General features: G+C 69.8%; 22 protein-coding genes. 10 read left to right on the top strand and 12 right to left on the bottom strand.

Translation table 11 applies throughout. The features are described from left to right. Window positions 1-234 precede the first annotated feature (234 nt). Together ACGFI7_RS38935 and ACGFI7_RS38930 are read left to right on the top strand one after the other, a co-directional pair. Window positions 235-546 carry an antibiotic biosynthesis monooxygenase gene (locus ACGFI7_RS38935; RefSeq protein ID WP_393413844.1) on the top strand — a complete coding sequence of 104 codons (312 nt, stop codon included), beginning with the start codon at window positions 235-237 and terminating at the stop codon, window positions 544-546. Between the two features lie 598 nt (window positions 547-1144). Continuing rightward, complete coding sequence (locus ACGFI7_RS38930; protein ID WP_393413841.1) at window positions 1145-1990, top strand: GNAT family N-acetyltransferase; 846 nt, start codon at window positions 1145-1147, stop codon at window positions 1988-1990. Between the two features lie 58 nt (window positions 1991-2048). Here ACGFI7_RS38930 and ACGFI7_RS38925 read toward each other — a convergent pair whose 3' ends face one another. Further along, on the bottom strand, window positions 2049-2825 hold the full coding sequence (locus ACGFI7_RS38925) for a PhzF family phenazine biosynthesis protein (protein ID WP_393413838.1): 777 nt from the start codon (window positions 2823-2825) through the stop codon (window positions 2049-2051). 166 nt (window positions 2826-2991) lie between these two features. Between ACGFI7_RS38925 and ACGFI7_RS38920 the strand changes: the two genes are divergently transcribed. Continuing rightward, complete coding sequence (locus ACGFI7_RS38920) at window positions 2992-3375, top strand: cell division protein SepF (RefSeq protein WP_393413835.1); 384 nt, start codon at window positions 2992-2994, stop codon at window positions 3373-3375. Between the two features lie 326 nt (window positions 3376-3701). On the opposite strand, the gene ACGFI7_RS38915 is transcribed toward ACGFI7_RS38920, so the two are convergent. From ACGFI7_RS38915 to ACGFI7_RS38895, 5 genes are all read right to left on the bottom strand, one after another. Beyond that, window positions 3702-5033 carry a hypothetical protein gene (locus tag ACGFI7_RS38915; RefSeq protein WP_393413832.1) on the bottom strand — a complete coding sequence of 444 codons (1332 nt, stop codon included), beginning with the start codon at window positions 5031-5033 and terminating at the stop codon, window positions 3702-3704. A 119-nt stretch (window positions 5034-5152) separates the two neighbouring features. Further along, a complete protein-coding gene (argS, locus tag ACGFI7_RS38910) occupies window positions 5153-6880 on the bottom strand; it encodes an arginine--tRNA ligase (RefSeq protein ID WP_393413829.1) in 1728 nt (575 codons plus the stop codon). Continuing rightward, entirely contained in the window at window positions 6877-9183 is a 2307-nt protein-coding gene (locus ACGFI7_RS38905; RefSeq protein ID WP_393413827.1) for an HAD-IC family P-type ATPase, read from the bottom strand. The genes argS and ACGFI7_RS38905 overlap by 4 nt, the downstream gene beginning before the upstream one ends. A gap of 97 nt (window positions 9184-9280) precedes the next feature. After that, window positions 9281-10288, bottom strand: a complete 1008-nt coding sequence (gene plsX, locus ACGFI7_RS38900; protein WP_393413824.1) for a phosphate acyltransferase PlsX — start codon at window positions 10286-10288, stop codon at window positions 9281-9283. Window positions 10289-10366: 78 nt separating this feature from the next. Then, window positions 10367-10939 (bottom strand): DUF1707 domain-containing protein, encoded by a 573-nt coding sequence (locus tag ACGFI7_RS38895; RefSeq protein ID WP_393413821.1) that lies wholly within the window; start codon window positions 10937-10939, stop codon window positions 10367-10369. Window positions 10940-11112: 173 nt separating this feature from the next. Between ACGFI7_RS38895 and ACGFI7_RS38890 the strand changes: the two genes are divergently transcribed. Together ACGFI7_RS38890 and ACGFI7_RS38885 are read left to right on the top strand one after the other, a co-directional pair. Further along, window positions 11113-12420, top strand: coding sequence for a KamA family radical SAM protein (locus ACGFI7_RS38890; protein ID WP_393413819.1), 1308 nt, complete (start codon window positions 11113-11115; stop codon window positions 12418-12420). 392 nt (window positions 12421-12812) lie between these two features. After that, window positions 12813-13712: a hypothetical protein gene (locus ACGFI7_RS38885; RefSeq protein ID WP_393413816.1), complete on the top strand. Its 900-nt coding sequence runs from the start codon at window positions 12813-12815 to the stop codon at window positions 13710-13712. Window positions 13713-13934: 222 nt separating this feature from the next. On the opposite strand, the gene ACGFI7_RS38880 is transcribed toward ACGFI7_RS38885, so the two are convergent. The 3 genes from ACGFI7_RS38880 to ACGFI7_RS38870 all read right to left on the bottom strand — a co-directional run bounded on the left by ACGFI7_RS38880 (window position 13935) and on the right by ACGFI7_RS38870 (window position 16127). Next, window positions 13935-14111, bottom strand: coding sequence for a hypothetical protein (locus tag ACGFI7_RS38880; protein ID WP_393413813.1), 177 nt, complete (start codon window positions 14109-14111; stop codon window positions 13935-13937). Window positions 14112-14350: 239 nt separating this feature from the next. Beyond that, the gene (locus ACGFI7_RS38875) at window positions 14351-15217 is read right to left on the bottom strand and encodes an ABC transporter ATP-binding protein (RefSeq protein WP_393413810.1); all 867 of its coding nucleotides are present in this window, start codon (window positions 15215-15217) and stop codon (window positions 14351-14353) included. After that, window positions 15210-16127 carry an ABC transporter permease gene (locus ACGFI7_RS38870; protein ID WP_393413807.1) on the bottom strand — a complete coding sequence of 306 codons (918 nt, stop codon included), beginning with the start codon at window positions 16125-16127 and terminating at the stop codon, window positions 15210-15212. Before ACGFI7_RS38870 ends, ACGFI7_RS38875 begins: the two co-directional genes overlap by 8 nt. A gap of 602 nt (window positions 16128-16729) precedes the next feature. On the opposite strand from ACGFI7_RS38870, the gene ACGFI7_RS38865 reads away from it, so the two are divergent. The 5 genes from ACGFI7_RS38865 to ACGFI7_RS38845 all read left to right on the top strand — a co-directional run bounded on the left by ACGFI7_RS38865 (window position 16730) and on the right by ACGFI7_RS38845 (window position 22330). After that, window positions 16730-18238, top strand: a complete 1509-nt coding sequence (locus tag ACGFI7_RS38865) for an ABC transporter substrate-binding protein (RefSeq protein ID WP_393413804.1) — start codon at window positions 16730-16732, stop codon at window positions 18236-18238. A gap of 124 nt (window positions 18239-18362) precedes the next feature. Next, window positions 18363-19307, top strand: coding sequence for an ABC transporter permease (locus ACGFI7_RS38860; RefSeq protein ID WP_393413801.1), 945 nt, complete (start codon window positions 18363-18365; stop codon window positions 19305-19307). Further along, window positions 19300-20280, top strand: a complete 981-nt coding sequence (locus ACGFI7_RS38855) for an ABC transporter permease (protein WP_393413798.1) — start codon at window positions 19300-19302, stop codon at window positions 20278-20280. The genes ACGFI7_RS38860 and ACGFI7_RS38855 overlap by 8 nt, the downstream gene beginning before the upstream one ends. Before the next feature lie 12 nt (window positions 20281-20292). Next, complete coding sequence (locus ACGFI7_RS38850; protein ID WP_393413795.1) at window positions 20293-21330, top strand: ABC transporter ATP-binding protein; 1038 nt, start codon at window positions 20293-20295, stop codon at window positions 21328-21330. Continuing rightward, the gene (locus tag ACGFI7_RS38845; RefSeq protein WP_393413792.1) at window positions 21314-22330 is read left to right on the top strand and encodes an ABC transporter ATP-binding protein; all 1017 of its coding nucleotides are present in this window, start codon (window positions 21314-21316) and stop codon (window positions 22328-22330) included. Before ACGFI7_RS38850 ends, ACGFI7_RS38845 begins: the two co-directional genes overlap by 17 nt. Window positions 22331-22532: 202 nt before the next feature. Here ACGFI7_RS38845 and ACGFI7_RS38840 read toward each other — a convergent pair whose 3' ends face one another. The 3 genes from ACGFI7_RS38840 to ACGFI7_RS38830 all read right to left on the bottom strand — a co-directional run bounded on the left by ACGFI7_RS38840 (window position 22533) and on the right by ACGFI7_RS38830 (window position 25185). Continuing rightward, window positions 22533-23690, bottom strand: coding sequence for a S8 family serine peptidase (locus tag ACGFI7_RS38840; protein ID WP_393413789.1), 1158 nt, complete (start codon window positions 23688-23690; stop codon window positions 22533-22535). Next, window positions 23687-24295 carry a hypothetical protein gene (locus ACGFI7_RS38835; RefSeq protein ID WP_393413786.1) on the bottom strand — a complete coding sequence of 203 codons (609 nt, stop codon included), beginning with the start codon at window positions 24293-24295 and terminating at the stop codon, window positions 23687-23689. Before ACGFI7_RS38835 ends, ACGFI7_RS38840 begins: the two co-directional genes overlap by 4 nt. An 83-nt stretch (window positions 24296-24378) precedes the next feature. Next, on the bottom strand, window positions 24379-25185 hold the full coding sequence (locus tag ACGFI7_RS38830; RefSeq protein ID WP_393413783.1) for an S-adenosyl-l-methionine hydroxide adenosyltransferase family protein: 807 nt from the start codon (window positions 25183-25185) through the stop codon (window positions 24379-24381). Between the last annotated feature and the right edge of the window lie 20 nt (window positions 25186-25205).

Below are 25205 nucleotides of genomic sequence, written 5' to 3'. Positions count from 1 at the left end.
CCGATGGTACTGCACTCGGGAGGGTGTGGGAGAGTAGGTCACCGCCGGACAATCTTTATATGAGGGAAGGCCCCGAGCTTGTGCTCGGGGCCTTTCCGCGTTTCCGGGGTGGTCGACGTCGCAGCTGCCGACTCGCGCGTACGGACGCTCGACGCGAAGGGGCGGGTCCGGGTGTCAGATCGGTGTGCGGGGTTTGTGCGGGCGATGCCAGGGCGCCCAGGCACGGTTGAGTCCATGAGCGTAGAGAACACGAACAAGCCCGTCATCGCCATCACCCGATTCAAGGCCAAGCCTGAGGACACCGAGGAGGTGAAGGCCAAGCACGCCACTCTGGTGTCCACGGTGCGGGCCGCCGTTCCGGGGCTGGAGGAGGCGCGGCTGGGGCGGGTCGAGGACGGCGCCTGGGTCGGCGTCTGGCGGTGGGACTCCCCGGAGAGCCTGCGGAAGGCGCAGGAGCTGGCGCACTCCCTGCCGGAGGCCGCGGCGGCGTTCGCCTTGGCTTCTGATGTCGCGGGGGAAACGGTGGAGCTGCTCCAGGAATCCTGACGCCTTCCGCCCGGCGAGCCCTCACCCCCTTCTCAGGGGGTGAGGGCTTTCGCGTTGCTCGCTTGGAGGGTTGCGGGAGGCACCCTTCTCATAGGGGTCCCACTTCTCCGCGAGCTCTGCATCGCATGCTCTGTGCGTGGGCGGAGCCATTACAGCCTCCCTGCCTGCCTGCGCTCCGGAATGACCGGGGCAGGCGTGGGGTCATACAGGGCGACTCTTGAGCAGTTGAACGCGGGGCCTGGTCGGGCGAGCCTGGAGCAGTGGGTGAGGAGGGCGGCCGGGAGCGGCGGTGAGGACCGGACCGGCGGCCCGAGGGTGGCGGTGGGGACGGGCAGGCTGGGAGTGGCGTGGGGACGCGAGCCGGGACGGTGGTGAGGGCGGGCGGCCCCGGAGAGACTGTGTGGAAGGGCGAGTCGGGAGGGCGGTGAGGGTGGAGGAGCTCGGAGGGGTTGTGCGGAGGGGCGAGGTCGGGACGGCGGTGATGGCGGGCGCTCGGGAGCGTGCGGTCGGACGGGCCGGGAGCGTGGGGTGAGGCGGTCTGGGGCGCTCATATAGAGGTGCGGGGCGGCCGAGGGTGGGTGAGGATGGCAAGGTGATCGTGACGTGTTATGGCGGGCCGCGGGATCTGCGGGCCATGCAGGAGCTCACCGGTCGGATCTGGTCGCCGCGGGCGCGCTGGCACGCGGGGGACCTGGCTTGGGGGCGGTTCCAGCACACGGGCCGGGAGTCGGAGTGGCCCACGATGGTGTGGCGGGCCGAGCGGCGCACGCTCGCCTGGGGCTGGATCGAGCTGCCCGGTTACCTCAATCTGGCGGTCGACCCGGATCACGCCGAGTTGGCGCATGACGTGCTGCGCTGGTTCGAGGAGACCGTGCCGGCGGGGGAGCGGCAGGTCTCCGTGTCCAGCGGGGAGCCGCATCTGGTCAGCGCGTTGGAGGAGCGCGGGTACGCACGGCAGAAGGACGGGCCGTTCATGGTGCAGATGGTCCGTGATCTCGACGGCCTGCCCGAACCGGAGCCGCCCGCGGGCTATCGGCTTGAGGCGGTGCGTGACGTGGCCGGCCGGGTGGCGGCTCATCAGGCGGCGTTCCATCCGTCGCGCGTCACCGAGGAGAGCTATGCGGCTGTGCGTGCGGCCTGGCCGTACCGTGCGGAGCTCGACTGGTGCGCGATCGCCCCTGACGGCCACACGGCCGCCTACTGCCTGATCTGGCTCGACGACCGCCAGGTGGCGCTGATCGAGCCCGTCGGCACCGTGCCCGAGCATCGGCGTAAAGGGCTGGCCAAGGCGGTGTGTCTGGCGGCGTTGCACGCGGCACGGGCGGCCGGCGGCAAGCAGGCGGTGGTGGCGCCGCGCGGCGACGCCGCCTACCCCGTACCGGCACGGCTTTACAGCGGGATCGGGTTCCGCGATACGGCGCGAAGTCTGCTCTTCACCGGCTGATATTGAATCGTGACAGCCCGTCAGGTGATAAAGCTTGTGGCATGGGCAGGCCAGGGAGTCAGGAGGGAGGCTGGATCTGCATGGTGCCCGAGATGACTGTGACGGCGTGGCCCGCGAGGTGCACGCGATCACCGGCGAGGGTCACCCGCACCAGCCCGCCCCGCTCCGACAGTTGGGCGCCGGTGAGCGTCGTGCGGCCGAGCTTCGCCGACCAGTACGGCGACAGGGCGCAATGTGCCGAGCCCGTGACCGGGTCTTCCGGCACTCCGACGTTCGGCGCGAAGAAGCGGGAGACGAAGTCGGTCTCCGTGCCTCTGGCGGTGACGATGACGCCGCGCGCCCCGACCGCCGCGAGGGCGTCGATGTCGGGCCGCAACGCTCGCACCGTCTCCGCCGAATCGACCTCGACCAGCAGGTCGAGGTCACCCTTCGAGACATGCACGGGGGTGACTCCGAGTGCCTTTTCCAATCCTTCCGGCACTGTGGCGGGTGTCACTTCCTTGGCCGGAAAATCCATCGTGATCATCCCGTCCGGGTGGCGATTCACCGTGAGCGTTCCGCTCGCCGTGGCGAATTCCACCGGGCCCTGCGCCGCGCCCGTCGAATACAGGACGTGCGCCGTGGCGAGGGTGGCGTGCCCGCACAGCGTGACCTCCACCTTCGGCGTGAACCAGCGCAGCGAATCCCCCAGCAGGAAGGCGGTCTCCGAGAGCCTGAGCTCGGCTGCGACCGCCTGCATCCACGTCTCGGGCACCCGATCCTCCAGCAGGCACACGCCTGCGGGATTACCCTGGAAAGCTGTGTCGGTGAAGGCGTCGACGATGAACAGGCGCATGGGCCGATGCTATACGGGGCCGGATATCGGGGTGAAACCAGGACGCTAGCCGTACAAAATGGAATTAGTGCTGGGCGTGTCGCATGGCGAACGCGGAATCGTCGGTTACCGTCCAATGTGTCGGGACGTGCCGATTGCGGTGAGTTCCTGAGGAAAGGACAAGCCGATGGGGGCAGTGCGTAAGGTTGCGGGTTACCTTGGCCTGGGCGCAGTTGATCAGTACGACGAGGCTTACGACGACGACGGGCAGTACGAAGAGGAGTACATGCCCGCCACGGAGCGGGCGGCGCGCCGGTGGCGCTCCTCCATCGAGTCGTCCCGGATCGTGATGGTCCAGCCGCTCAAGTACAACGACGCACCGTTGATCGGCCAGTACTTCCGCGAGGGCCAGACGGTGATCATGGACGTGACGGGCATGCCGATGCCGGAGGCGACGCGGATGGTCGACTTCGCCGCCGGTCTCGCCTATGGCTGCGAGGGGCGGATCGAGCGTATCGCCGACCGCGTCTTCCTCCTGGCGCCCGCACATGTGGAGATCGAGACCACCTAGCCCGCGCCCGGCCACGTGCCGGCGCGGGCGGGGGGCCCGACCGGCGGACGCGGCAAGAGTGGCTGAACACCGCTGGATCGCCGAGCGATCCACAAGCGGCGGTCATCGGGATGCCAGTACATCCCCAGGCGGCCAGGAGCGCTGGGCGATCCGGCTGGTGTGGTCGCAGGGTCCGTTGATCTGGAGGGCGACAGGATCCGGCAGCTGCCGACCTAGGCCGGCAGCTGAGAGACACACCGCCGTCGCAGAGGGGGTGAACGTCCTGGGAGCGGCGAGCACCCACGGTGGGGCCGTCCCGGTGTCGTCGTACCGACCGGTGCTGAGGGTCAGCCGGCGCGGGGGCCGCGGCGGACCAGGCGGATGAGGTCGGTCGAGTCTTCGGCGGCCTGTTTGGCGCGCCCCTCGGCCTCGCGGGCGTAGGCGTGCAGGGCCCACACCGCGCCGTCGGCCAGCTCTCTCAGCTCGCTCACCTGCGCCGCCACGTACGCGGCATCTGACCTGACGCGTTCGCGGCGCTGCCAGAGCAGCCATCCGGCCACCCCGAACAGGGCCGCGCCGGCGACGGCCACGAGAGGGTGGGTCAGGACGGCCACCACCAGGCAGACCAGCCCGGCGAGGACCAGCAGCCCGGCCGTCCACGGCGGGCGGGGCGGGGTCAGGGCGGCGGCGGTGATGGCCGCCTCCGCGGTGGCCATCGACTCCTCGTCGGGACCTTCGGGGCGGAGCTCGATGCGGTGGCCGAGCAGCGACACGGTGACCGACGGCGGCGGCTCCAGCCTGCTGTCGTACTCCAGCTCTTCGGCGACGCCGCGCAGGATGGGCGCCGCGACGTGCAGGGCGATCGCCGTCAGGTGGGGGTCGGCGCCGGGGCGGAGGTCGTCGAGCAGATGGGAGCCGAGCGAGGCCTGCGGGCCGGCCGGACCGGCGAGCCCGATCATGGCGCGGAGCACGGCGAGCGGCTCGTCCTCGGCCCAGGCGGCGGCCGGAGCGGCGCCGGAGTTGGCGAGCGGGGCGGTGGAGCCCTGGTCGGACTGGCGGGTCGAGGTGATCTCCTCGCAGCGGGCGCGCAGCCGGGCCAGCCGGGCGGCGGCCTGGGCGGGCCGGGCCAGCTCGGGGATCTCCGCCATCTCGGGGAAGTCGACGAGCGAGGCGGGCACCACCACGGACGGCTCGCCCGGTACGAGCGCCTGCACCCACTGGCGTGGGTCGGCGTGTTCCTGGACGGCGAGCGCGTCGAGCTTGCGCAGCACGAAGATCTTGCCGGCCGGGCCGTAGGCGCCCCGGGCGGCGGCGAGCCAGAGCGCCCGCTGGCCGTGGCTGACGGGCCGGTCGAGGGACAGCTCGCCGAACGCGGTGCCGAGCCAGGAGGCGTGGATGCGGCTGCCGTGGCCCGCGACGGCCAGCGCCAGGCAGAGGAAGACGGCGGTCTGCTGCTGGTCGCGGCCGGCCGCCCTGCTCAGCGGCTCCAGCGGGTCCTCGCCGCCGAGGATGGCCACCAGGGCCTCGACGGCGGGCGGCAGCCAGTGGCCGGGGATGTCGGTGAAGCCGGGCGGTGCGGGGGGTGCGCTCCCGTTGGCGGCCAGATGCGCCAGCAACGCCTCGGCGTAACGCCGTAGCTCGGTCGCTGCCTGGGGGCTCGCAGTCAGGTCCGTGCTCAAGGCAGAGAACTCCCCCATTTCGGCCTCAGTTCATGACCGCGTAAAGCCTAACCCGCGGGGCGCGCCTCCGAGGTGGAGGCGCGCCACGGCGGAACGGGGGAGTTTGATCAAATCGCCTGTTACATGCGCTCGGGCACGGGGACGCCCAGAAGGTCGAGCCCCGTCTCCAGCACGCGCAGGGTCAGCGCGCAGAGCGCCAGCCGGTGGGCGCTGGTCTCGGGGTCGACGCCCTCCTTGGTGACCGGGCACTCCTCGTAGAAGCTGCTGAACAGGCTGGCCGTCTCGAACAGGAACGCGCACAGCCGGTGCGGCTCCGACTGGGCGGCGACCTGCTCCACAGTCTCGCCGAAGCCGAGCAGGTGGAGGCCGAGCGCGCGCTCGGCGGGCTCGCCCAGCACGATCGGCCCGGTGGTCTCGGCCGGGGAGCGGCCCGCCTTGCGGAAGATGGACCGGATCCGGGCGGTCGCGTACTGCATGTAGGGGCCGGTGTTGCCGGTGAACCCCAGCATGCGGTCGAAGTCGAAGACGTACTCGCTGTCGTGGTTGACCGACAGGTCGGCGTACTTCACCGCGCCCATGCCGACGGAGTGAGTGATCGCCTCGCGGGTGGTCTCGTCGTAGCCGCGGTCGGCGATGGCCGCGGACGCCCGGTCGATCGCCTCCTGCAGCAGGTCCATCAGCTTGACGGACTCGCCCGACCGGGTCTTGAACCGGCGGCCGTCCTTGCCCAGCATCATGCCGATCTGGACGTGCTCGGCGTTGACCGTGTCGGGCAGCCAGCCGGCGAGCCTGGCCGCGGCGAACACCATGCGGAAGTGGAGCGCCTGGTCGGCGCCGACGACGTAGAGGATGCGGTCGGCCTTGAGGTCGTGCACCCGGTAGCGGATGGCCGCCATGTCGGTGGAGGCGTAGCCGTAGCCGCCGTCGCTCTTCCTGATGATGAGCGGCAGCGGCTTGTCGTCGGAGCCGGTGAAGCCGGGCGGGAACACGCAGAGCGCGCCCTCGCTGACCGTGGCGACGCCGGCCGCCTCCAGGTCCTGGCAGGTCTTCTCCAGCATCGGGTTGTACATGCTCTCGCCGGCGATGTCGGCGTCGGTCAGGGTGACGCCGAGCATCTCGTAGACCTTGTTGAAGTAGCGCACGGTGGCGTCCATGAAGACGTGCCAGAGCCGCAGGGTCTCCGGGTCGCCCGACTGGAGCGTGGTGACCCGGACGCGGGAGCGCTGCTTGAACGACTCGTCGCCGTCGAACTTGGCGCGGGCCGCCTGATAGTAGGCGGTCCCTTGGCCGGCTTCGAGCTGGGCGACCGCGGCATCCTCGCCGATGTCGAGGAGGTGCTCGATGAGCATGCCGAACGGGGTGCCCCAGTCGCCCAGGTGGTTCTGCCGGATGACGTGGTTGCCGAGATGCTCGTGGACGCGGGCCAGGCAGTCGCCGACGATGGTCGTGCGCAGGTGGCCGACGTGCATCTCCTTGGCGGCGTTGGGCGCCGAGTAGTCGATGACCACGGTCTGCGCGGGCGTGGTCGTGCCGGCGCCGGCGCGCGGGTCGTCGAACATGCGGGTCGCCTCGGACGCGATCCACGTGTCGTCGAGGGTGATGTTGAGGAAGCCGGGGCCGCTGACCTCGACGGTGCCGGGGAAGTCGGACAGCTCGGCCCTGATCGACTCGGCGACCTCCCGCGGGGCCCGTCGCAGTCGCTTGGCCAGGCTCATCGCGACGTTCGCCTGGAAGTCGGCGAACTGGGAGGGCCGGATCAGCGGATCTGCGTCGGCGTGCTCGGCTCCGAACGCGGCTGCCAGCGCCTGCTGGACGCGCTCGGCGAGCACTTTCTGCGGGTCGGTCATGTCCTAAGCGTACCGGCGACCTTGACTCCGATGCTGATGCCTGCGGCCGCCACGAGCGCGATCCCGACGGGGATCAGGCCGTCGCGCGGATCGCCGAGGTTCAGCTCGAACAGGTGCCGTACGTACGGGGTCGCGAGAGCCAGTGCGAACAGCCCGGCCATGGTCGCGACCAGCGTCACCCGCCACCGGTTGAGCGGCCTGGCGACCAGCACGAGCACCCACCACGTGGTCAGGAAGAGCACGAGCACGGCGGCGGTCCTGCTCTCCTCCAGCGTGCCGCCGTCCGAGAGCCCGAACGCCAGCAGGACCGCGAAGGCGGAGATCACCCCCGCGGGGACGGCGAACCGGAGCACCCGGGGCACGAACCCCGGCCTGGCCCGCTCCACCGTGGGCGCGAGGGCCAGGAAGAGGGCGGGCAGGCCGATGGTGACGGCGTTCACCAGGGTCGAGTGGCGGGGCGTGAACGGGAACATCATCCCCGCGACCCCGACCATCAGCGACAGCACGATCGCGTAGAAGGTCTTGGTGAGGAACAGCCCGGAGACCCGTTCGATGTTGGCCAGCACCCTGCGGCCCTCGTTCACCACGTGCGGCAGCGCGGCGAACCGGTTGTCGAGCAGCACGACCTGGGCGACCGCCTTGGTGGCGGGGCTGCCCGCGCCCATCGCGATGCCGAGGTCGGCCTCCTTGAGCGCGAGCACGTCGTTGACGCCGTCGCCGGTCATCGCGACGGTGTGGCCGCGCCTGCGCAGCGCGGCGACGAAGAGCTGTTTCTGCCGGGGGCTGACCCGGCCGAGGACGGTGGCGTCGTCGAGTGCCCGGCCGAGCGCGTCCTCGTCCTCCGGCAGCGTGCGGGCGTCCACGGCCCGGTCGGCCCCGGGCACGTGCAGGCCGGCGGCGATGGCCGAGACGGAGCGCGGGTCGTCGCCGGAGATGATCTTCACGTCGACGCCCTGGCGGGCGAAGTAGGCGAGGGTCTCGGCGGCGTCGGGCCGGACGCGCTGTTCGAGCGCGACGAGCGCCACCGGCTCGGCGTCCGCGTGCGGGTCCGTACGGGAGATCGGGGGTTCGTCGCCCGGGAGGCGGCTCGTCCGGCATAACGCGAGCACGCGGGCGCCGGTGGAGGCGAGGCCGGCGGCCTGGGCGCACTCCGGTGAGGACGGGTCGAGCAGCACGTCGGGGGCGCCGAGGAGCCAGACGCCGTGCGGGCCGAAGTCGGCGCCGCTCCACTTGCGTCCGGACGAGAACGGGACGGTGGCCAGCGGTCGCCAGCTCGACGTGGGGAAGCGGTCGGCGATGGCTCGGGCGGTGGCGTTCGGGCGGCTGTCGGCGGCGGTCAGCGCGGCGAGCGCCTCGTCCACCGGGCGGTCCTCGCGCAGCGGCAGCACGCGGTCCAGCGTCATGCCGCCGGCGGTGAGCGTGCCGGTCTTGTCCAGGCAGAGCACGTCCACCCTGGCCAGGCCCTCGATCGCGGGCAGTTCCTGCACCAGGCAGCGGCGGCGGCCGAGCCGGACCACGCCGACGGCGAAGGCGATCGAGGTCGTCAGGACCAGGCCCTCGGGGATCATGGTGACGATGCCGGCGACCGCGCCGGTGATGGCGGTGGCGAAGTCGACCGAGTTGTTCAGCTGGCTGTAGGTGAGCAGGGCGCCGATCGGGATGACCAGCCAGGTGATGTAGCGGATGAACCGGGCGACGCCGTCACGCAGCTCGGAGTGCGCGAGGTGGAAGCGGCTCGCCTCCTCGGCCAGCCGTGCCGCGTACGCGTCGGTGCCGACGGCGGTGGCCCTGAACAGGCCGGTGCCGGCGACGGCGAAGCTGCCCGACAGCACCCGGTCGCCCGGCTCCTTGCGCACCGGGTCGGCCTCGCCGGTCAGCAGCGACTCGTCGACCTCCAGCCCGTCGGCGGCGACCACCTCCCCGTCGACCAGCAGCGCGTCACCGGGGCCGAGCACGACCAGGTCGCCGAGCACGATCTGGTGCGGCGGGACGCGGCGTTCCGTGCCGTCGCGGCGGACCGTCACGGGGCTCTCGACGACCACGGCCAGCCGGTCCAGGGTGCGCTTGGCGCGCAGTTCCTGGACGACGCCGATCAGCACGTTGGCCACCATGATCAGGCCGAACGCGCCGTCCTGCCACTCGCCGAAGATCAGGATGAGCGCCCACAGGACGCCGATGACCAGGTTGAACAGCGTGAAGACGTTCGCTCTGATGATGGCGGCGAGCGACCGGCTGGACCGCCGCGGCACCACGTTCGGCCGCGCCCGCGCCGCCTGCTCCGACGTGAGCCCGTCGAGCGACATGACTCCGTCCACCCCGAACCCCCGAACCGCTCGACAGCGGCGCCACCGATTGCCGCCCTCTTCCCCCGATAGGTGGATCCGCCTCACCCTACGGCGTTCAACGTGATCTGTGGGCGGTTATCCGTTCGCCGGTCCGCGTCACCAGCCCGCCCGCCGACAGCTCGGCCGCCAGCCGGCACGCGGCGCTGACGCCTCTCGCCCTGGTCGAGCCGTGCGCGATGACGACGGTGCCGTTGAGCCCGAGCAGCACCGCGCCGCCGTACGCCTCGGCGTCGAGCCGGCCGCTCAGCTCGCGCAGCCGGGAGCGCTGCATGAACGCGCCGAGCTTGGCCACCCGGCTGCCCTCGACGGTCCGCCGCAGCTCGTCGAACGCGTAGCGGACGGCGCCTTCCATGGTCTTGAGCGCCACGTTGCCGGTGAAGCCGTCGGTGACGACGACGTCGGCCTTGCCGGTCAGCAGGTCGTAGCCCTCGACGTTGCCGGTGAAGCGCAGCGCGGGGGCGGCGTCGAGCAGCTCGTGGGCGCGGCGGGCGAGCTTGTTGCCCTTCTCCGCCTCGCTGCCGATCGTGAGCAGGCCGACCCGGGGCTCGGTGACCGCGAAGGCCAGCTCGGCGTACGCGGCGCCCAGGTGGCCGAACTGGACCAGGACCTCCGGCTTGACCTCGGCGTTGGCGCCCGCGTCGAGGAGCAGCGTGGGGTGCGGCAGGGTGGGCAGGGCGACCGCGAGCGCCGGGCGGAGCACCCCTTGCTGGGCCTTGAGCCGCAGCTTGCCGGTGGCCACGATGCCCGCGGTCGAGCCGGCGGAGACCACGGCCGACACGTCGCCGCGGCGCAGCAGGTGGCAGGCCACCGCGATGCTGGAGCGGGGTCGGCGGAGGCTGGCCAGCGCGCCCTCGTCCATCGCCAGCGCCTCCTCGGCGCGCACGATGGGCACCTCCTGGGCGGCGTCGAGCTCGGCGAGCGACTCGTACAGCACCCGCGGCGAGCCCACCAGGACGATCGGCAACCCCCGCTCGCGCACGGCGTGCACCGCGCCCGCCACGATCTCGTGGGGCGCGTGGTCGCCGCCCATGGCGTCGACCGCGATCGGCCTGTTGTCTGGCACTGGTCACCTCGTACGGCGTGTCACGTGGCCGTCCGAATGGTAGGCAAGGCCAGCCCCCAGGCTAACCGCAGGGCCGGACTAGGCGTCGCCGTGCAGGTTCCAGTCGTGGACGGTGCGGGCCACGATGACCTTGCCGAACGTGACCTTGCCGGTCACCCGGATCACCGGGCCTTCCCCCGTGGTGGTGCCGCTGCCGGAGACCTGGCGCTTGGAGAACAGGGCGCCGACCTCGTCGATGACCTGGGCGTCCGGTGGCACCCGGATGATCATCTTGGCCGCGAACGCGCTGACCGACACGGTGATCTCGCGGCCGGGCAGCACGGCGTCGGACAGGTCGACGATGAGCGCGCCGAACCTGGCGGCCAGGTGGGTGTGGCGGGAGGCGATCCAGCGGCCGCGCTTGACGACCTTGCTGAACACGGCGTCCACCGTCTGCCGCGCCACCGCGGCGGGCACGGCCCCGGCCTGGACGTCGGGCAGGTCCGTGGTGAGGGGGACCAGCTCGCCCATGGTGCGGGCTTGGTAGGTGGCGTCGAGGCGGTCGGCGTGCTCGAGGCTCGTGAGTCGTCCGCTGGCGTAGGCCTCGTTGAGGACCGCCGCGACCTGGTCACGGTCGGCGTCGGAAGCCCTGAGGGCAGGGTCGTGCGTCACCCCGTCAGTCTAGGTCAAATCGAGATATGTCGCGAGGTGTGAATCTCACAAGAAGCTTGGAGCCCTTCCGGAACCATAGCCGCGGGCGTCCTAATCTCGGTATAAGAGCCATAGACGCGCGACAGAGGCGTGAGGTTTACATCCGATCGAACAAAAAAGATGGGAACGGCCTAGTGATCTTGAACCAAGCAGGCACGCGACGCTTCAAGGCGTACACGTCCAAGCACCTCGACGAGCTTCTGGGACGCGCCGGGCTCGATGACGAGGAGAGACTGAAGGTGCGGGCCGTCGCCACGGTCCTGCCTTTTCGGACGAACGCCTACGTAGTCGATGAACTCATAGATTGGTCGGCGGCGCCCGACGACCCGATGTACCGCCTCGTCTTTCCGCAGGCCGACATGCTGCCCGAGGCCGATGTGGCCCGGCTGGCCGACCTGCTCAAGGCCGAAGCGCCGAACGCGGAGATCCAGGCGGAGGCCAACCGGGTCCGGACCCAGCTCAACCCGCACCCCGCCGGCCAGATGGAGCTCAACGTGCCGCGCATGGGCGAGGAGCCGGTGCCCGGGATGCAGCACAAGTATCCGGAGACCGTGCTCTTCTTCCCGAAGCAGGGGCAGACCTGTCACGCCTACTGCACGTACTGCTTCCGGTGGGCGCAGTTCGTCGGCGACGCCGACCTCAAGTTCGCCTCCGACGACATCGGTCAGCTGGTCGCATACCTGCGCCAGCACCCCGAGGTCACCAGCGTGCTCATCACCGGCGGCGACGCGATGATCATGGGTGAGCCGGTGATCAGGCGCTACGTGGAGCCGCTGCTGCAACTGGAGCAGCTGGAGTCCATCAGGATCGGCACCAAGGCGCTGGCCTACTGGCCGCAGCGCTTCGTCAGCGACCCCGACGCCGACTCCACGCTCGGCCTGTTCGAGGAGGTCGTCAAGGCGGGCAAGAACCTCGCCTTCATGGCCCACTTCACGCACCCGCGTGAGCTGGAGTCGCCGCTCGTGGAGTCCGCGGTGCGGCGGATCCTCGGCAGCGGCGCCACGATCCGCACCCAGGCGCCGCTCATCAGGTCCATCAACGACGACCCGGCCGTCTGGTCGGCCATGTGGCGCCGGCAACTGCGGATGGGGATGATCCCGTACTACATGTTCATCGAGCGCGACACCGGCCCGCAGGATTACTTCGCGGTCCCGCTCGGGCGCGCGTACGAGATCTTCAGGGACGCGTACGCGAGCGTCTCCGGGCTCTGCAGGACCGTGCGCGGGCCGTCCATGTCGGCGACGCCGGGAAAGGTGTGCGTCGACGGCGTCACCGAGATCGCCGGGGAGCGGGTGTTCATGCTCCACTTCATCCAGGCGCGTGACCCCGGCCTGGTGGGACGGCCGTTCTTCGCGCGCTACGACCCGTCGGCCGCCTGGCTGACGGATCTGCGGCCGGCCTTCGCCGACGCCTTTCCGTTCGAGGCCCCGCAGCCGGCCTGAGGCGGTCAAGGGCGGCCACCGCAAGCGGAAAATCTGCGCCCCCGGCCCGTGACATTCATTTTGACCAAATCCCGGAACGGGCCGGGACAGCGCACTTTCCGGACGCCGGAAGCGTCCATGGAATATCCGATTCAGCCCCCCTCTATTTCCCGATTTGTCTCCCCGTGCGTGACCCTTTGCGGGCTCGGTAACTTACCCACAAAGCCCTTGTCACGCTGGCTTTCAGCGGCTCACCCGATGCCGTGCGCGGTGATAGAACTGCATCAGTAGCTCAGCCGCGGACGGCGCGCTTCGTGCGGTGCCCATAGCGTGTACGCCACGGCATTCGGGGGTTATCGATTCGCCATTCAATGCATTCAGAAGCGATCGATCACGAGCCGGGAAGGCAAATCATGAAACGTGTAATGAAGACGGCGGTCGCCGTGACGGCATTCGGACTCGCGGCGGCACTGGCCGTGCCGGCGCAGGCCCAGACCAAGGACCCGGGAGGGTCGCAGACCACCCGTGACGAGCCCGGGAGCGGCAAGGGTCCCGCCGGTCTCGGCAGCCTGCTGGGCGGGCTGACCGGCGGCGGCCTGCTCAACGGGCTCGGCGGCGGCCTGCTCGGCGGCCTGCTCGGCGGCCGGAGCGGCGCCCCGGCCCAGCCGGCCCAGCCGCCTCAGCAGCAGCAGCAGGAGAACCAGCGTCCGGGGCGTTCGGAGATGGGGCCCGCGATCGACGGCCTGACCAGCTCCCTGCCGCTCGGCGGTCTCGCCTCGTCGCACCAGTCGAAGCGGAAGACGCAGGTCAAGCCGCAGCAGGATGCGACGCTCCAGGGCGCCTTCGCGTCGGTCGCCGACCTGGTCGAAGGCTCGCTCGGCGGCGCCATGGCGTCGCTGTCGACCACCAAGCTGCTGCCCGGCGGCGCTGTCAGCGTCACCCAGGCCCTGGACAGCACCACCGAGGCGGTCAACGGCACCACCCAGGGGGTGGACCACCTGTCGGTGCAGGACACCGTGACCAGCGTGTCGCGGGCCGCGAAGTTCGCGCTCCCGCAGTCGACCAACGGCCGTCTGGGGCCGCTCATCGGCCAGCTGGCGCCCGCCGAGGCGGCGCCGCTGCTGGAGTCGCTGCCCGGCACCACGCAGGTCGCCTCCATTGACGAGATCGCCCCGCTCGTCGAGGACGCCTCCGCCCTGGTCTCCACCAACGGGACCAAGGCCTCGGGCGCCTACACCGACACCATCGCCTCGCTCGGCTGGGCCACGGCCGCCCTCACGAGCGCGGTGCAGGACCCCTGGCACCACCGCTGACGACTCCGGTCGTCGGACCCGAGCTCCGCACCCTCTGAAGCATCCCCGAGCCCCGCAGCCCGCGGGCGCTCACCATCGGGAGGACGCTCCCGGCCCCTTTCGCCGCGTTCGCCGGCGCCGCCCGAGTCTGCAGGGTGGTGGCGCCCCGAGCCCGGCACCCGCCGCCGGCCCGCACCAGGGTCGGCGGCGGTTCGCTTTCTCCCTCCAGCCCCTGCCCGTGCCCTATCCCGGCAGCCGCACGCCCGTGCGGCGGGCGATCTGGGCCTGGAGTCTCGCCATCTGCCAGTGCAGCTCGAGCAACTGCTCGGCGAGCTGCATCGTGGGTATCTCGGTCACATCCTCGGTGGCCAGGTGGTCGATAGCGGCCGAGAGCTCACCCATCGTGTCCCCCCACTCCATCACCGTTCCCCAAGCTCGAACCGACGTTCGAATCCTAGCGAACGGCAGCCTCTCCTGTCAGTCCTTACACACCGCCACGCCGCACATCTCTAGAACGTGTCTTCGACAACGGGTGGAATGCGGGAGCTACGGCGAGCGCGGCGGGCCTCCGGCACGCACGGCGGCGCCCGGCCCGAGGGGTTTCCCGAGAAGCCCTTGACCTTGAGAGCCCTTGACCGCGAAAGCCTCCCGGGGCGGGATCAGCCCTTGGTGTAGGCGCCGAGGACCTCTTTCGGGTCTCCGTCCATCTTGATCTTGCCCTTGTGGAGCCAGATCACCCGGTTGCAGGTCTGCTCGATCACCCGCAGGTCATGGGCCACCAGGAACACCGTGCCCGCGGACTCCCTGATCTGGCGGATACGCTGCTCGCTCTTCTTGCGGAACTCGCGGTCGCCCGTGGCCAGCGCCTCGTCGATGAGCAGGACGTCGTGGGTCTTGGCCGAGGAGATGGCGAACCTGAGGCGGGCGCCCATGCCGGAGGAGTAGGTGGACATCGGCAGCTGGACGAAGTCGTCGATGCCGGAGAAGTCGACGATCTCTTGGTACTTCTCCTTGACCTCCGCCGGGGTCATGCCCATGGCGTAGCAGCCGAGGATGATGTTGCGCTCACCTGTCAGCTCGCGCATCAGGGCCGCGTTGACGCCCAGCAGGGACGGCTGGCCGTCGGTGTAGACGGCGCCGGAGTGCGGCGGCAGCAGGCCCGCGATGGCCCGCAGCAGCGTGGACTTGCCGGACCCGTTGCGCCCGACGATGCCGATGGCGTCGCCGTGGTAGGCCACGAAGGAGACGCCCTTGACGGCGTGCACCTCTTTCATCTGCGGCCGGCCCTGGCGCTTGACGATGCGCATGAGGGCGTTGACCGCGTTGCCCTTCTCGGACTCCGAGGCCGCGCCGTAGACGCGGTAGACGATGTGCAGGTCGTCGACGATGACCGTCGGCGTGCCCGTGGGAACGTCCAAGGGGCCCTGCTTCGCGGGCTCCGGGTCGGGATGGACCCGGACGTCCTTGCTTGGGACGGCGGGCTCCTCGCCCTTCACCTTTGCCAGCTCCTTGGTCTGTTCAGCCACGCCCGTACCTCTCCTCGGCCCGCCAGAAGTACCAGAAGCCGAAGCCGAGTGCGAACACTGCCCAGAATACGCAAGCCGCCCACACCATCGGAGGGGGCGTGTGCTTGTCGATGAAGATGTCCCGCATCCATTCGATGTAGGACGCCGCGGGGTTGAGGTACATGGCGGTCGCGACCCACTGCGGCAGTTGGGCGGCCTCGACCACCTTGTCCTGGATGGAGAAGAAGACGCCGGAGGCGTAGAGCCAGGTACGGGTGATGAAGGGCAGCAGCTGGTTGAGGTCTCGCATGGAGGCCCCGAGCCGGGCCATCACCAGCCCCGCGCCGATGTTGAACATGGTCTGCAGGACCAGGACGACCGGGATCATCAGCCAGTACCACGTCGGGACCTCGCCGGTGATGAGCACGATCAGCACCAGCACGCCCATGGAGATGGCGAGCTGCTGGAGCTCCTGGATGGTGTAGGCCAGGGGCAGCGCGGCGCGGGGGAAGTGGAGCGCCCGGATCAGCGACAGGTTGCCGGAGATCGACTTGGCGCCCGCGGTGACGCTGCGCTGGGTGTAGGTGAAGACGAAGATGCCCGTCAGCAGGAAGGCGGGGTAGTTCTCGACGCCGTCGCGGCCGCCGAGGACTATGCCGAACATCACATAGTAGATCGCGGCGTTGAGCAGCGGCGTCAGGACCTGCCACAGCTGGCCGAGCGCCGAGCTGGAGTACTTGGAGACGTTGCGCGAGGTCGCGTACGTCAGGATGAAGTGTCGCCGCTCCACGAGCTGGCGCAGATAGACGGTGAACCTCGGCCGTGCGATGGCACGACGAAGCCCGTATCTCTCGGCGAGCTTGGCCAGCGGCTCCTGCCCGCTTCGGCCGCCCGCCTGGGCGTCCGCGACGGCGGATTCCGGCTGGCTCATGGCATGGACTCTATTGGATCCGGGTGGTTCGGGGTGCCTGCCGCATGGACTGCGGCCGACAGTTGGACGGAGTCTCGGGGCGCCCGGTTCCAAGGCGCCGTCAAGACTCGCTCAACCGTAGCTCAGCAGGACCGATCACGGAGGCAACGGCGCGACCACTCTCTGGTAGGAGGTATTTTTCATCGACGGTTCGCGTCCTTACGTGTGCCCATCTGACTCGTTTATGCACTTCATCCCCCTTAGGGCTGTATGGGCGTGTCGGTTGATAGGCGGACGTGTGACCGAACTGCAACGCGCCAGAGACGTGCTGGTGGCAAGTAGTAGGGGATAGTCGCGATCGACTGGCAGGGCGTCGGCTGGTTTGACCAGGTCAGCCAAACCCGGGGGATTACAAGGAACCCCCCGTCAGGCTGCTCACGATCATCGCAGCTCAGCGCTTACGCCCACCTTGTAGAGGGAGGATTTCTTTCACCATGCGTGTTACTAGAGGCGCACAGATCGTCGCCGGTACCGCGCTGCTCGCTCTCGCGGTTGCCGCGTGTGGCGGCGGCGCCAGCCCGTCCGGTGACCCCACGGCGGATGGCGGCGACACTCCGGTTCGCATGGAGTTGGGCGAGCCGCAGAACCTGCTGGTCCCCTCGAACACCACCGAGTCCGAGGGCGCCGAGCTTCTCGCGGCCGTCTTCGAGCCGCTGGTGAACTACGACGAGAACAAGCAGGTCGTCGAGGCGGCGGCCGAGTCGATCACCACCGAGGACAACATCACCTGGACGGTCAAGCTCAAGTCGGGTTACACCTGGCACAACGGTGAGCCCCTGATCGCCCAGAACTACGTCGACGCCTGGAACTACGCGGCCAACCAGGACAACGCGCAGGGCGCCGGCTACTTCTTCGGCCGGGTCAAGGGCTTCGAGGCCCTCAACCCCGGTGAGGGCAAGGAAGTCACCACCAAGGAGATGGAAGGCCTGAAGGTCGTCGACGACACGACCTTCACCGTCGAGCTCGCCGCGCCGTTCTCGCAGTTCAGGACGATGCTCGGCTACACCGCGTTCTACCCGCTGCCCAAGGCCGCCTTCGGCCCCGACGGCAAGGTGACGAACGAGTACGGCGAGAAGCCGATCGGCCAGGGCCTCTTCAAGCTCGACAAGCCGTACAAGAAGGGCACCGACCAGACGGTCGACCTGTCCGTGTACGACAAGTACCCGGGCAAGAAGCCGAGCAACTGGACCAAGCTCCAGTTCAAGCTCTACAACAGCTCCGAGACCGCCTACAACGACCTGCAGGGCAACAACGTGGACATCCACGACTCCCTGCCGGCCTCGGCGATCTCCAGCGCCAAGACCGCCCTGGGCGACCGCTACCAGGACCAGCCGGACGCCGGCATCGGCTACATCGGCTTCCCCCTGCAGTACAACGACGAGTACAAGGACGTCCGGGTCCGCGAGGCCATCTCCATGGCCATCGACCGGAAGACCATCGCCGAGACGGTCTTCTCCGGCACCCGCGCCCCGGCCGACGACTTCATCAACCCGGCCATCGACGGCTACCGCCAGGGCGCCTGCGCGGCCTGCACCTACGACCCGGGCAAGGCGAAGGAGCAGTACGCGGCGGCCAAGGGCCCGGCCAAGCTGGAGCTCGGCTACAACGCCGACGGCGGTCACAAGGAGTGGATCGAGGCCGTCGCCAACAACCTCCGCGCCAACCTCGGCGTCGAGGTGACGGTGGCGCCGTTCGAGAAGTTCGCGAACATCCTCGACGACCTGGACGCCAAGAAGTACAAGGGCATGTTCCGGATGGGCTGGGCGATCGACTACCCGTCCGCCGAGAACTATCTGACGCCGATCTTCTCCACCGGCGCTATCAAGACGGGCTCCAACTACGCTGGCTACAGCAGCGAGGAGTTCGACGAGCTGGTGTCCAAGGGTGACCAGGCCGAGACCCCCGAAGAGGGTCTGAAGCTCTACCAGCAGGCGGACGATGTCCTGATCAAGGACCTCCCGTACATCCCGGTTTACTTCTACCGGAACAACTCCGGGTACTCCACTAACGTCAAGAACGTCAAGATCAACCTGCTCAACCAGGTTGAGTGGGCTGACGTCGAGAAGGCCTGACGTTGAATACGGGGGTGGGCGGGACGCCGCCCACCCCACGTGAGCCCGCCACGAAGGCAGTCGCTTGGGCCCGCGCCACCCCAGGTTCCCAGGGACTGCCTTCTGGCATGTACGGGAGGTCTGCATGGGCCGTTACATCATCAGGCGCCTGATCCAGGCGATACCAGTCCTGCTGGGCGCCACCCTGTTCATCTTCGCCATCGTCTTCGCGCTTCCAGGTGACCCCGTAGAGGCGCTCGCCGGTGAGAAGCGTCAGGATCCCGCGATCGTCAACATCATCCGTGAGCAGTACCACCTGAACGATCCGCTGTTGGTGCAGTACTGGCACTACATCAGCGGCATCGTCCTCCACGGCGACTTCGGCAAGACCTTCGCCGGTGTCCCCGTGACCCAGCTGCTCGCGGGCAAGTTCCAGGTCACGCTGAACCTCGCGTTCACCGCCCTGGTCCTGGAAGCCGTCATCGGCCTGTTCCTCGGCCTGTGGGCGGCGCTGCGCCGCGGCCGGGCCACCGACACGGCGATCCTGGCCTCGACCCTGCTGCTCATCTCGGTGCCGACCCTGGTCACCGGTTTCGTGCTGCAGCTGTGGCTGGGCGTCTGGCTCAAGCAGGTCACGGGCATCGAGTTCTTCCCCATCGCCGGAGTCGGCCAAGGTCTGAAGTCGTACCTGCTGCCCGGCTTCGTGCTGGCCGGTACGTCGATCGCCTATCTGACCCGATTGACCAGAACAAGCCTGGTCGAGACGTTGCGTTCCGACTACATCCGCACCGCCACCGCGAAGGGTCTGTCGAGACGCCGGGTCGTGGGCAGACACGGGTTGCGCAACGCGCTGATCCCGATGGTCACGTATCTCGGAGCCGACCTGGGCACCCTCATGGGCGGCGCCATCATCACCGAGACCATCTTCAACCTGCCGGGCATCGGTCTGCAGCTGTTCCAAGGTGTTTACCTACGTGAGCAACCCATCGTCGTAGGTATTGTGACAATCCTGGTGTTGGTGTACATCGCGGCGAACCTGATCGTCGACATGCTGTACGCCGTGCTCGACCCGAGGATCCGCTATGAGTGAGACACCACAGATGGGCCAGGTCGGGCAGGCGTTCCCCGACACCCAGTCGCTTACCGAGAACCAAGTGCCCAGCGGACCGCCGCCGGTCGAGCAGACCAAGAAGAAGGAATCCAGGCCGGCGAGCCTCTGGAGCGACGCCTGGTACGACCTGCGCCGCAGGCCGATGTTCATCTTCTCGCTGGTCCTGATCACGATCCTGGTGGTCATGTCGGTCTGGCCGTCGCTGTTCACCTCGATCGACCCGTTCGACGCCAAGACCTGCGAACTGTCGACCGCCCGTCAGGGCCCGAGCGCCGGCCACATCTTCGGCCGGGACAACCTGGGCTGCGACGTCTACGCCAAGACCATCTACGGCGCCAAGAACTCGATCACCATCGGTGTCGCCACCATGCTGATCACCGCGCTGGTGGGCGGCCTGCTCGGCCTGCTCGCGGGCGCGCGGGGCGGCCTCACCGACACGATCGCCTCCCGGGTGACCGAGGTCTTCTTCGCCATCCCCTCCATCCTGGGCGCGCTGCTCATCACGGCGACGTTCCGCGACAAGGGGCTGGGCATCTGGATCGTGGTGATCGCCCTGTCGGTGCTCGCCTGGCCGATGACGTACCGCATCATGAGAGCGGCCGTCATCACCGCGCGAAGTCAGGACTTCGTGCTGGCAGCGCGGGCGCTGGGAGCCAGCCAGGCGCGCGTCATGTTCCGCCACCTGCTGCCGAACGCGCTCGCGCCGGTGATCGTCATCGCCACCATCAACCTGGGCGGGTTCATCGCGGCCGAGGCCGCGCTGTCCTTCCTGGGAGTCGGCGTGCAGTCGCCCGACATCTCCTGGGGGTTGATGATCGCCGACGCCCGGAACCGGTTCCTGGAGGCGCCGCTGCCGCTGGTGTTCCCCGCCGTGTTCCTGAGCGTCACCGTGCTCGCATTCATCATGCTGGGCGACGCCGTACGCGACGCGCTCGACCCGAAGCTCAGGTAGGAGGGGGGAAACATGAGCAAGACATCGCTGGACGCGTTGCCGGCCGAGGGAGGGCTGGGCAACGAGCCGCTGCTGTCGGTGGACAACCTGCACGTGGAGTTCACCACGCGCGGAGGCATCGTCAAGGCGGTCAACGGCGTGAGCTACTCGCTCGACGCCGGCGAGACCCTCGCCGTCCTGGGAGAGTCGGGTTCCGGCAAGTCCGTGACCGCACAGGCGATCATGGGCATCCTCGACATGCCGCCGGCGCGCATCCCCAAGGGGGAGGTCCGCTTCCACGGCACCGACCTGCTCAGGCTCTCGGAAGAGGCGCGCACCCAGGTGCGCGGCCAGCGCATCGCGATGATCTTCCAGGACGCGCTCTCCGCGCTGAACCCGGTGTTCACCGTGGGCTGGCAGATCAGCGAGATGTTCCGGGTGCACCGCGGCATGTCCAAGCGCGACGGCATGAAGAAGGCCGTCGAGCTGATGGACCGGGTCCGCATCCCGGCCGCCAAGCAGCGGGTCAACGACTATCCGCACCAGTTCTCCGGGGGCATGCGCCAGCGCATCATGATCGCCATGTCGATCGCGCTGGACCCCGAGGTGCTGATCGCGGACGAGCCGACCACCGCGCTCGACGTGACCGTCCAGGCCCAGGTCATGGAGCTGCTCGCGGAGCTGCAGCGCGAGAGCAACATGGGCATGATCCTGATCACGCACGACCTCGGCGTCGTCGCCGACGTCGCCGACAAGATCGCGGTCATGTACGCGGGACGCATCGTGGAGAACGCCCCGGTGCACGACATCTACAAGGCACCCGCCCACCCCTACACCAAGGGGCTGCTGGAGTCGATCCCCCGGGTCGACCACAAGGGCCAGGAGCTGTACGCCATCAAGGGCCTGCCGCCCAACCTGCTCGACATGCCCCCCGGCTGCGCCTTCCACCCGCGGTGCCCGTACCGGCAGGACAACTGCGTGACGGAGGTCCCCCCGCTCTACGAGATCAGCGGCGTGCGCAACAGCGCCTGCCACTACTGGAGGGAGGTCCTCGATGGCGACCAAGGGTGAGACGATCCTCGAGGTCCGCGATCTGGTGAAGCACTACCCCCTCAACCAGGGGATCGTGCTCAAGAAGCAGATCGGGGCCATCAAGGCCGTCGACGGCATCTCCTTCGACCTCGCCAGGGGCGAGACGCTCGGCATCGTGGGCGAGTCGGGCTGCGGCAAGTCCACCCTCGCCAAGGTGCTGATGGCGCTGGAGCGGCCGACCTCCGGCTCCGCGAAGATCAACGGTCGTGACATCGCCAAGGCCAGGGGCGCCGAGCTCAAGCGGATGCGGCGCAACATCCAGATGGTGATGCAGGACCCGTACACCTCGCTGAACCCCCGGATGACCGTCGGCGACATCATCGGCGAGCCGTTCGACATCCACACCGAGGTGGCGCCCAAGGGCGACCGCAACCGCAAGGTGCAGGAGCTGCTGGAGGTCGTCGGCCTCAACCCCGACTACATCAACCGCTACCCCCACCAGTTCTCGGGCGGTCAGCGGCAGCGCATCGGCATCGCCCGCGGGCTCGCCCTCCAGCCGGAGATCATCGTCTGTGACGAGCCGGTCTCCGCGCTGGACGTGTCGATCCAGGCCCAGGTGATCAACCTGCTGGAGCGGCTGCAGGACGAGTTCAACCTGGCGTACATCTTCATCGCCCACGACCTGTCGGTGGTCCGCCACATCTCCGACCGGGTCGGCGTGATGTACCTGGGCAAGATGGTGGAACTCGGCAAGGACGCCGAGATCTACGACAAGCCCGCTCACCCGTACAGCCAGGCGCTGCTGTCGGCGGTGCCGGTCCCCGACCCCGAGGGCCGCGAGCAGCGCGAGCGGATCATCCTCCAGGGCGACCCGCCGTCGCCGGCCAACCCGCCGTCCGGCTGCCGGTTCCGCACCCGGTGCTGGAAGGCACAGGAGATCTGCGCGACCGAGGAGCCGCTGCTGCAGATCCGGCCGGGGACGTCGCACGAGAGCGCGTGCCACTTCGCCGAGACGCATGACGTGGTGCATGTGAACTAGCCGGTGAACCGCCCCTGCCGTCGGTGGGGGCGGCTCCCCGTCAAACCCCTTTTTAGGGAACCCCCTCGGGCTGGGCGCCGTCATGCGTGCCGGAGGCCCGCTGCGCTCGCCGTAGGGCTTTTAACCCTTTAAGGGCTTTTGGGAACCCCCTCGGGCTGGGCGCCGCTATGCGTGCCGGAGGCCCGCTGGGCTCGCCGCAGGTCTACCGTCGGTTGCGGCGGAGGAGGATGCGGGCTGAGAGGGTCAGGGCCAGGGTTATCAGGGCGGCGATGACCAGGGCGCGGGAAACCGGGGCGGGGCCGGGTCGGGGGTCGCCGAAGTGTTCCGCCGGGAGCGGGGGCGCCTGGGTGGGGCCGGCGAGGCGTTCGGCTTCGCGGAGGGCCAGGGCGGCGTTGGCGACGCCGTGCCCGTAGGCGGTGCTGTAGCCGCCCTGGGGGCGTCTGCGGGTGCCGCGTTCGATGGCCCGGCGCACGTGGTAGGGCGAAAGTTCCGGGTACGCGGACCTGATCAGGGCGGCGATGCCCGCGACCATGGCGGCGGCCGAGCTGGTGCCGTCGCCGACCACGTAGTCGGCGGCCCCGGCGGCGGTGACGATGTCGACGCCCGGCGCGACCACTGAGAGGTAGTCCTGGCGGTTGGAGAACCGGGCCGGTCTCAGGGTCCGGTCGACCGCGCCCACCGCGATCACGCCCGGGTAGGCGGCCGGGAAGTTCTTCCTGTTGGTGGTGTGGCCGTCGTTGCCGGAGGAGGCGACCAGCACCACGCCGTGCAGGACCGCGTACTGCACCGCCTCCTCCTCGGCGGCGGAGCCCTCCCAGGAGCCGCTGCCGCCGCCCAGCGACATGCTGATGACCTGCGCGCCCCGGTCGACGGCGTAGCGGATGCCCCGGGCGAGCGCGTCGTGGCCGCCGGCGCGCCGCCGGTTCCGCAGGGGGTCGGAGTTCTCCAGCGTGACCCGTACCGACAGCACCTCGGCCGCGGGGGCGACGCCGAGCACGCCGTCGCCGGAGCCGTCGCGGGCGGCGTGGCCGTGGCCGGCGATGAGGCTGGCCATCGCGGTGCCGTGCTGGCCCCACCGGCCGGCGGTCCTGACGGCGCCGGTCAGGTCGGGGCCCTGCACCACCGAGCCGCGCAGGTCGGGATGGCTCGCGCGGACGCCGGTGTCGAGCACCGCCACCAGCACGCCCTCGCCCTCGGTGATTCGCCAGGCGTCGGACACCCGCAACGCGTCGAGCTGCCACTGTTCGGCCCTGGCGACGGCGCCCGGGTCGTCGTCGGCGGCCGGGCCGGTGGCCGGGCCGAACAGGAGGCCGAGCAGGCACGGCAGGAGCAGCGCCGCCGCCAGGCGTGCCGGCCTCATCCGGTGAGACCTCGGTGCAGGGCGGCGGCGAGCTGGCGGGCGAAGCCGCCCAGCCGGGACATGGCCTGGTCGCCCGGGTGGTAGGAGCGCCCGTCGGCGTATCCGGCAGCGGTGGCGATCACGTACGGCGCGTGCGAGGCGAGCAGCGCGCCGGTGAAGCACTGCCGCTCGCCGAAGCGCTCTGCGGGGCCGCCGGGGAAGGCGACCGGTCGCACGGCGGCCGGGCGGGGGACGGGGCCGGCCGTGCCCGGAGGGATGGGCCGGGCCAGCACGGCGATGCCGACGGTGGCCACGAAGGTGGCGGTGCTGTCGGCGTACGTGGCGCGCAACGCGGTGACGCAGGCCGGCAGCGCGGACTGGAAGGCGGCCGCGCACGAGGTCTCGGGGGCGACCCCGGCCAGCAGGTAGGTGACCGTGGCGCCGGACGGGCTGGTGCCGGTGACGGCGTAGGGGAAGACCCGGGTCACCGGCCAGGCGTGCCAGCGGTCGGGGACGGGCGGCCCGGCCGCGGGCCAGGACGCCGACAACAGGGAAAGCAGGAGCAGGGACAGCTGGAACACGTCGACCTCGAACGGGGGGAGGGGGCACCCGATCTGCCGCTGCATTCTGGCACGGGTCCGAGGTTTCAGTCCGACGCTTCAGTAAACAGTCCGATACGCACCGTAATTGGTGTTTATTGGCTTTTGCGTTATACGGCGGGTGACAATCGGACGTGCGCGCCCGGGGGCAGCCCGAGGCGCTGGGCCGCGTCGCCGGAGTTCACCGCGAACGCGATCAGGCCCGCCGAGTCCGCGAACGCCACCAGCTCCCCGGGCGGGACCGCCGCGTACGTCTCCCGGTAGGGCATCGACAGCCGCCGCCGGCCCAGGGCCACGCCCAGAGTGTCACCTACCCGCAGCCCCAGGGCCTCCAGGTCGCCCGCCGCGATCGACAGCTGGGTGTTGCCGTAGCGGTCGACCGAGAGGACCTCGCCCTCGACCGCGCCTTCGCGCAGCACGGAGGTGGGCTCCGGCAGCGACACCAACCGGCTCACCGGCACCTCGGGGCCGAGCTCGCAGGGACTCAGCCCGCCGCAGAGCCGTCCCGCCACGGGCGCGAACACGTCGCGGCCGTGGAACGTGGGCGAGACCGGGTGCAGGAAGTACGCGGCGTTGCTCAGCTCGTACGCCGCCCGCGCGCCGCCGCTGGCGTGCACCGCCCACGAGAGCAGCCCGTTGTCCGGCCCGATGAACACCCGGTCGCCGGCCTCGACCGCGACCGCCCGCCTGGCGCCCCCGGCGCCGGGGTCGACGGCCCCGACGTGCACCCCGGCAGGGAGGTACGGGATCGTCTGGGCCAGGATCGCCGCGCCGCGCCGCACGTCGCCCGACGGGACCAGGTGGCACACGTCGATCACCCGGGCATCTGGGGCAATTCCGGCGATCACCCCGTGGCAGGCGGCGACATAGCCATCCTCGAGCCCGTAATCCGTGAGAAGTGTGATGACTGAGGTCACACTTAGTGACTGTACGTCTC

The organism is Nonomuraea sp. NPDC048826 (genome assembly GCF_043198225.1).
Lineage (GTDB): Bacteria > Actinomycetota > Actinomycetes > Streptosporangiales > Streptosporangiaceae > Nonomuraea.
This window is presented reverse-complemented; position numbering and strand designations above follow the sequence as displayed.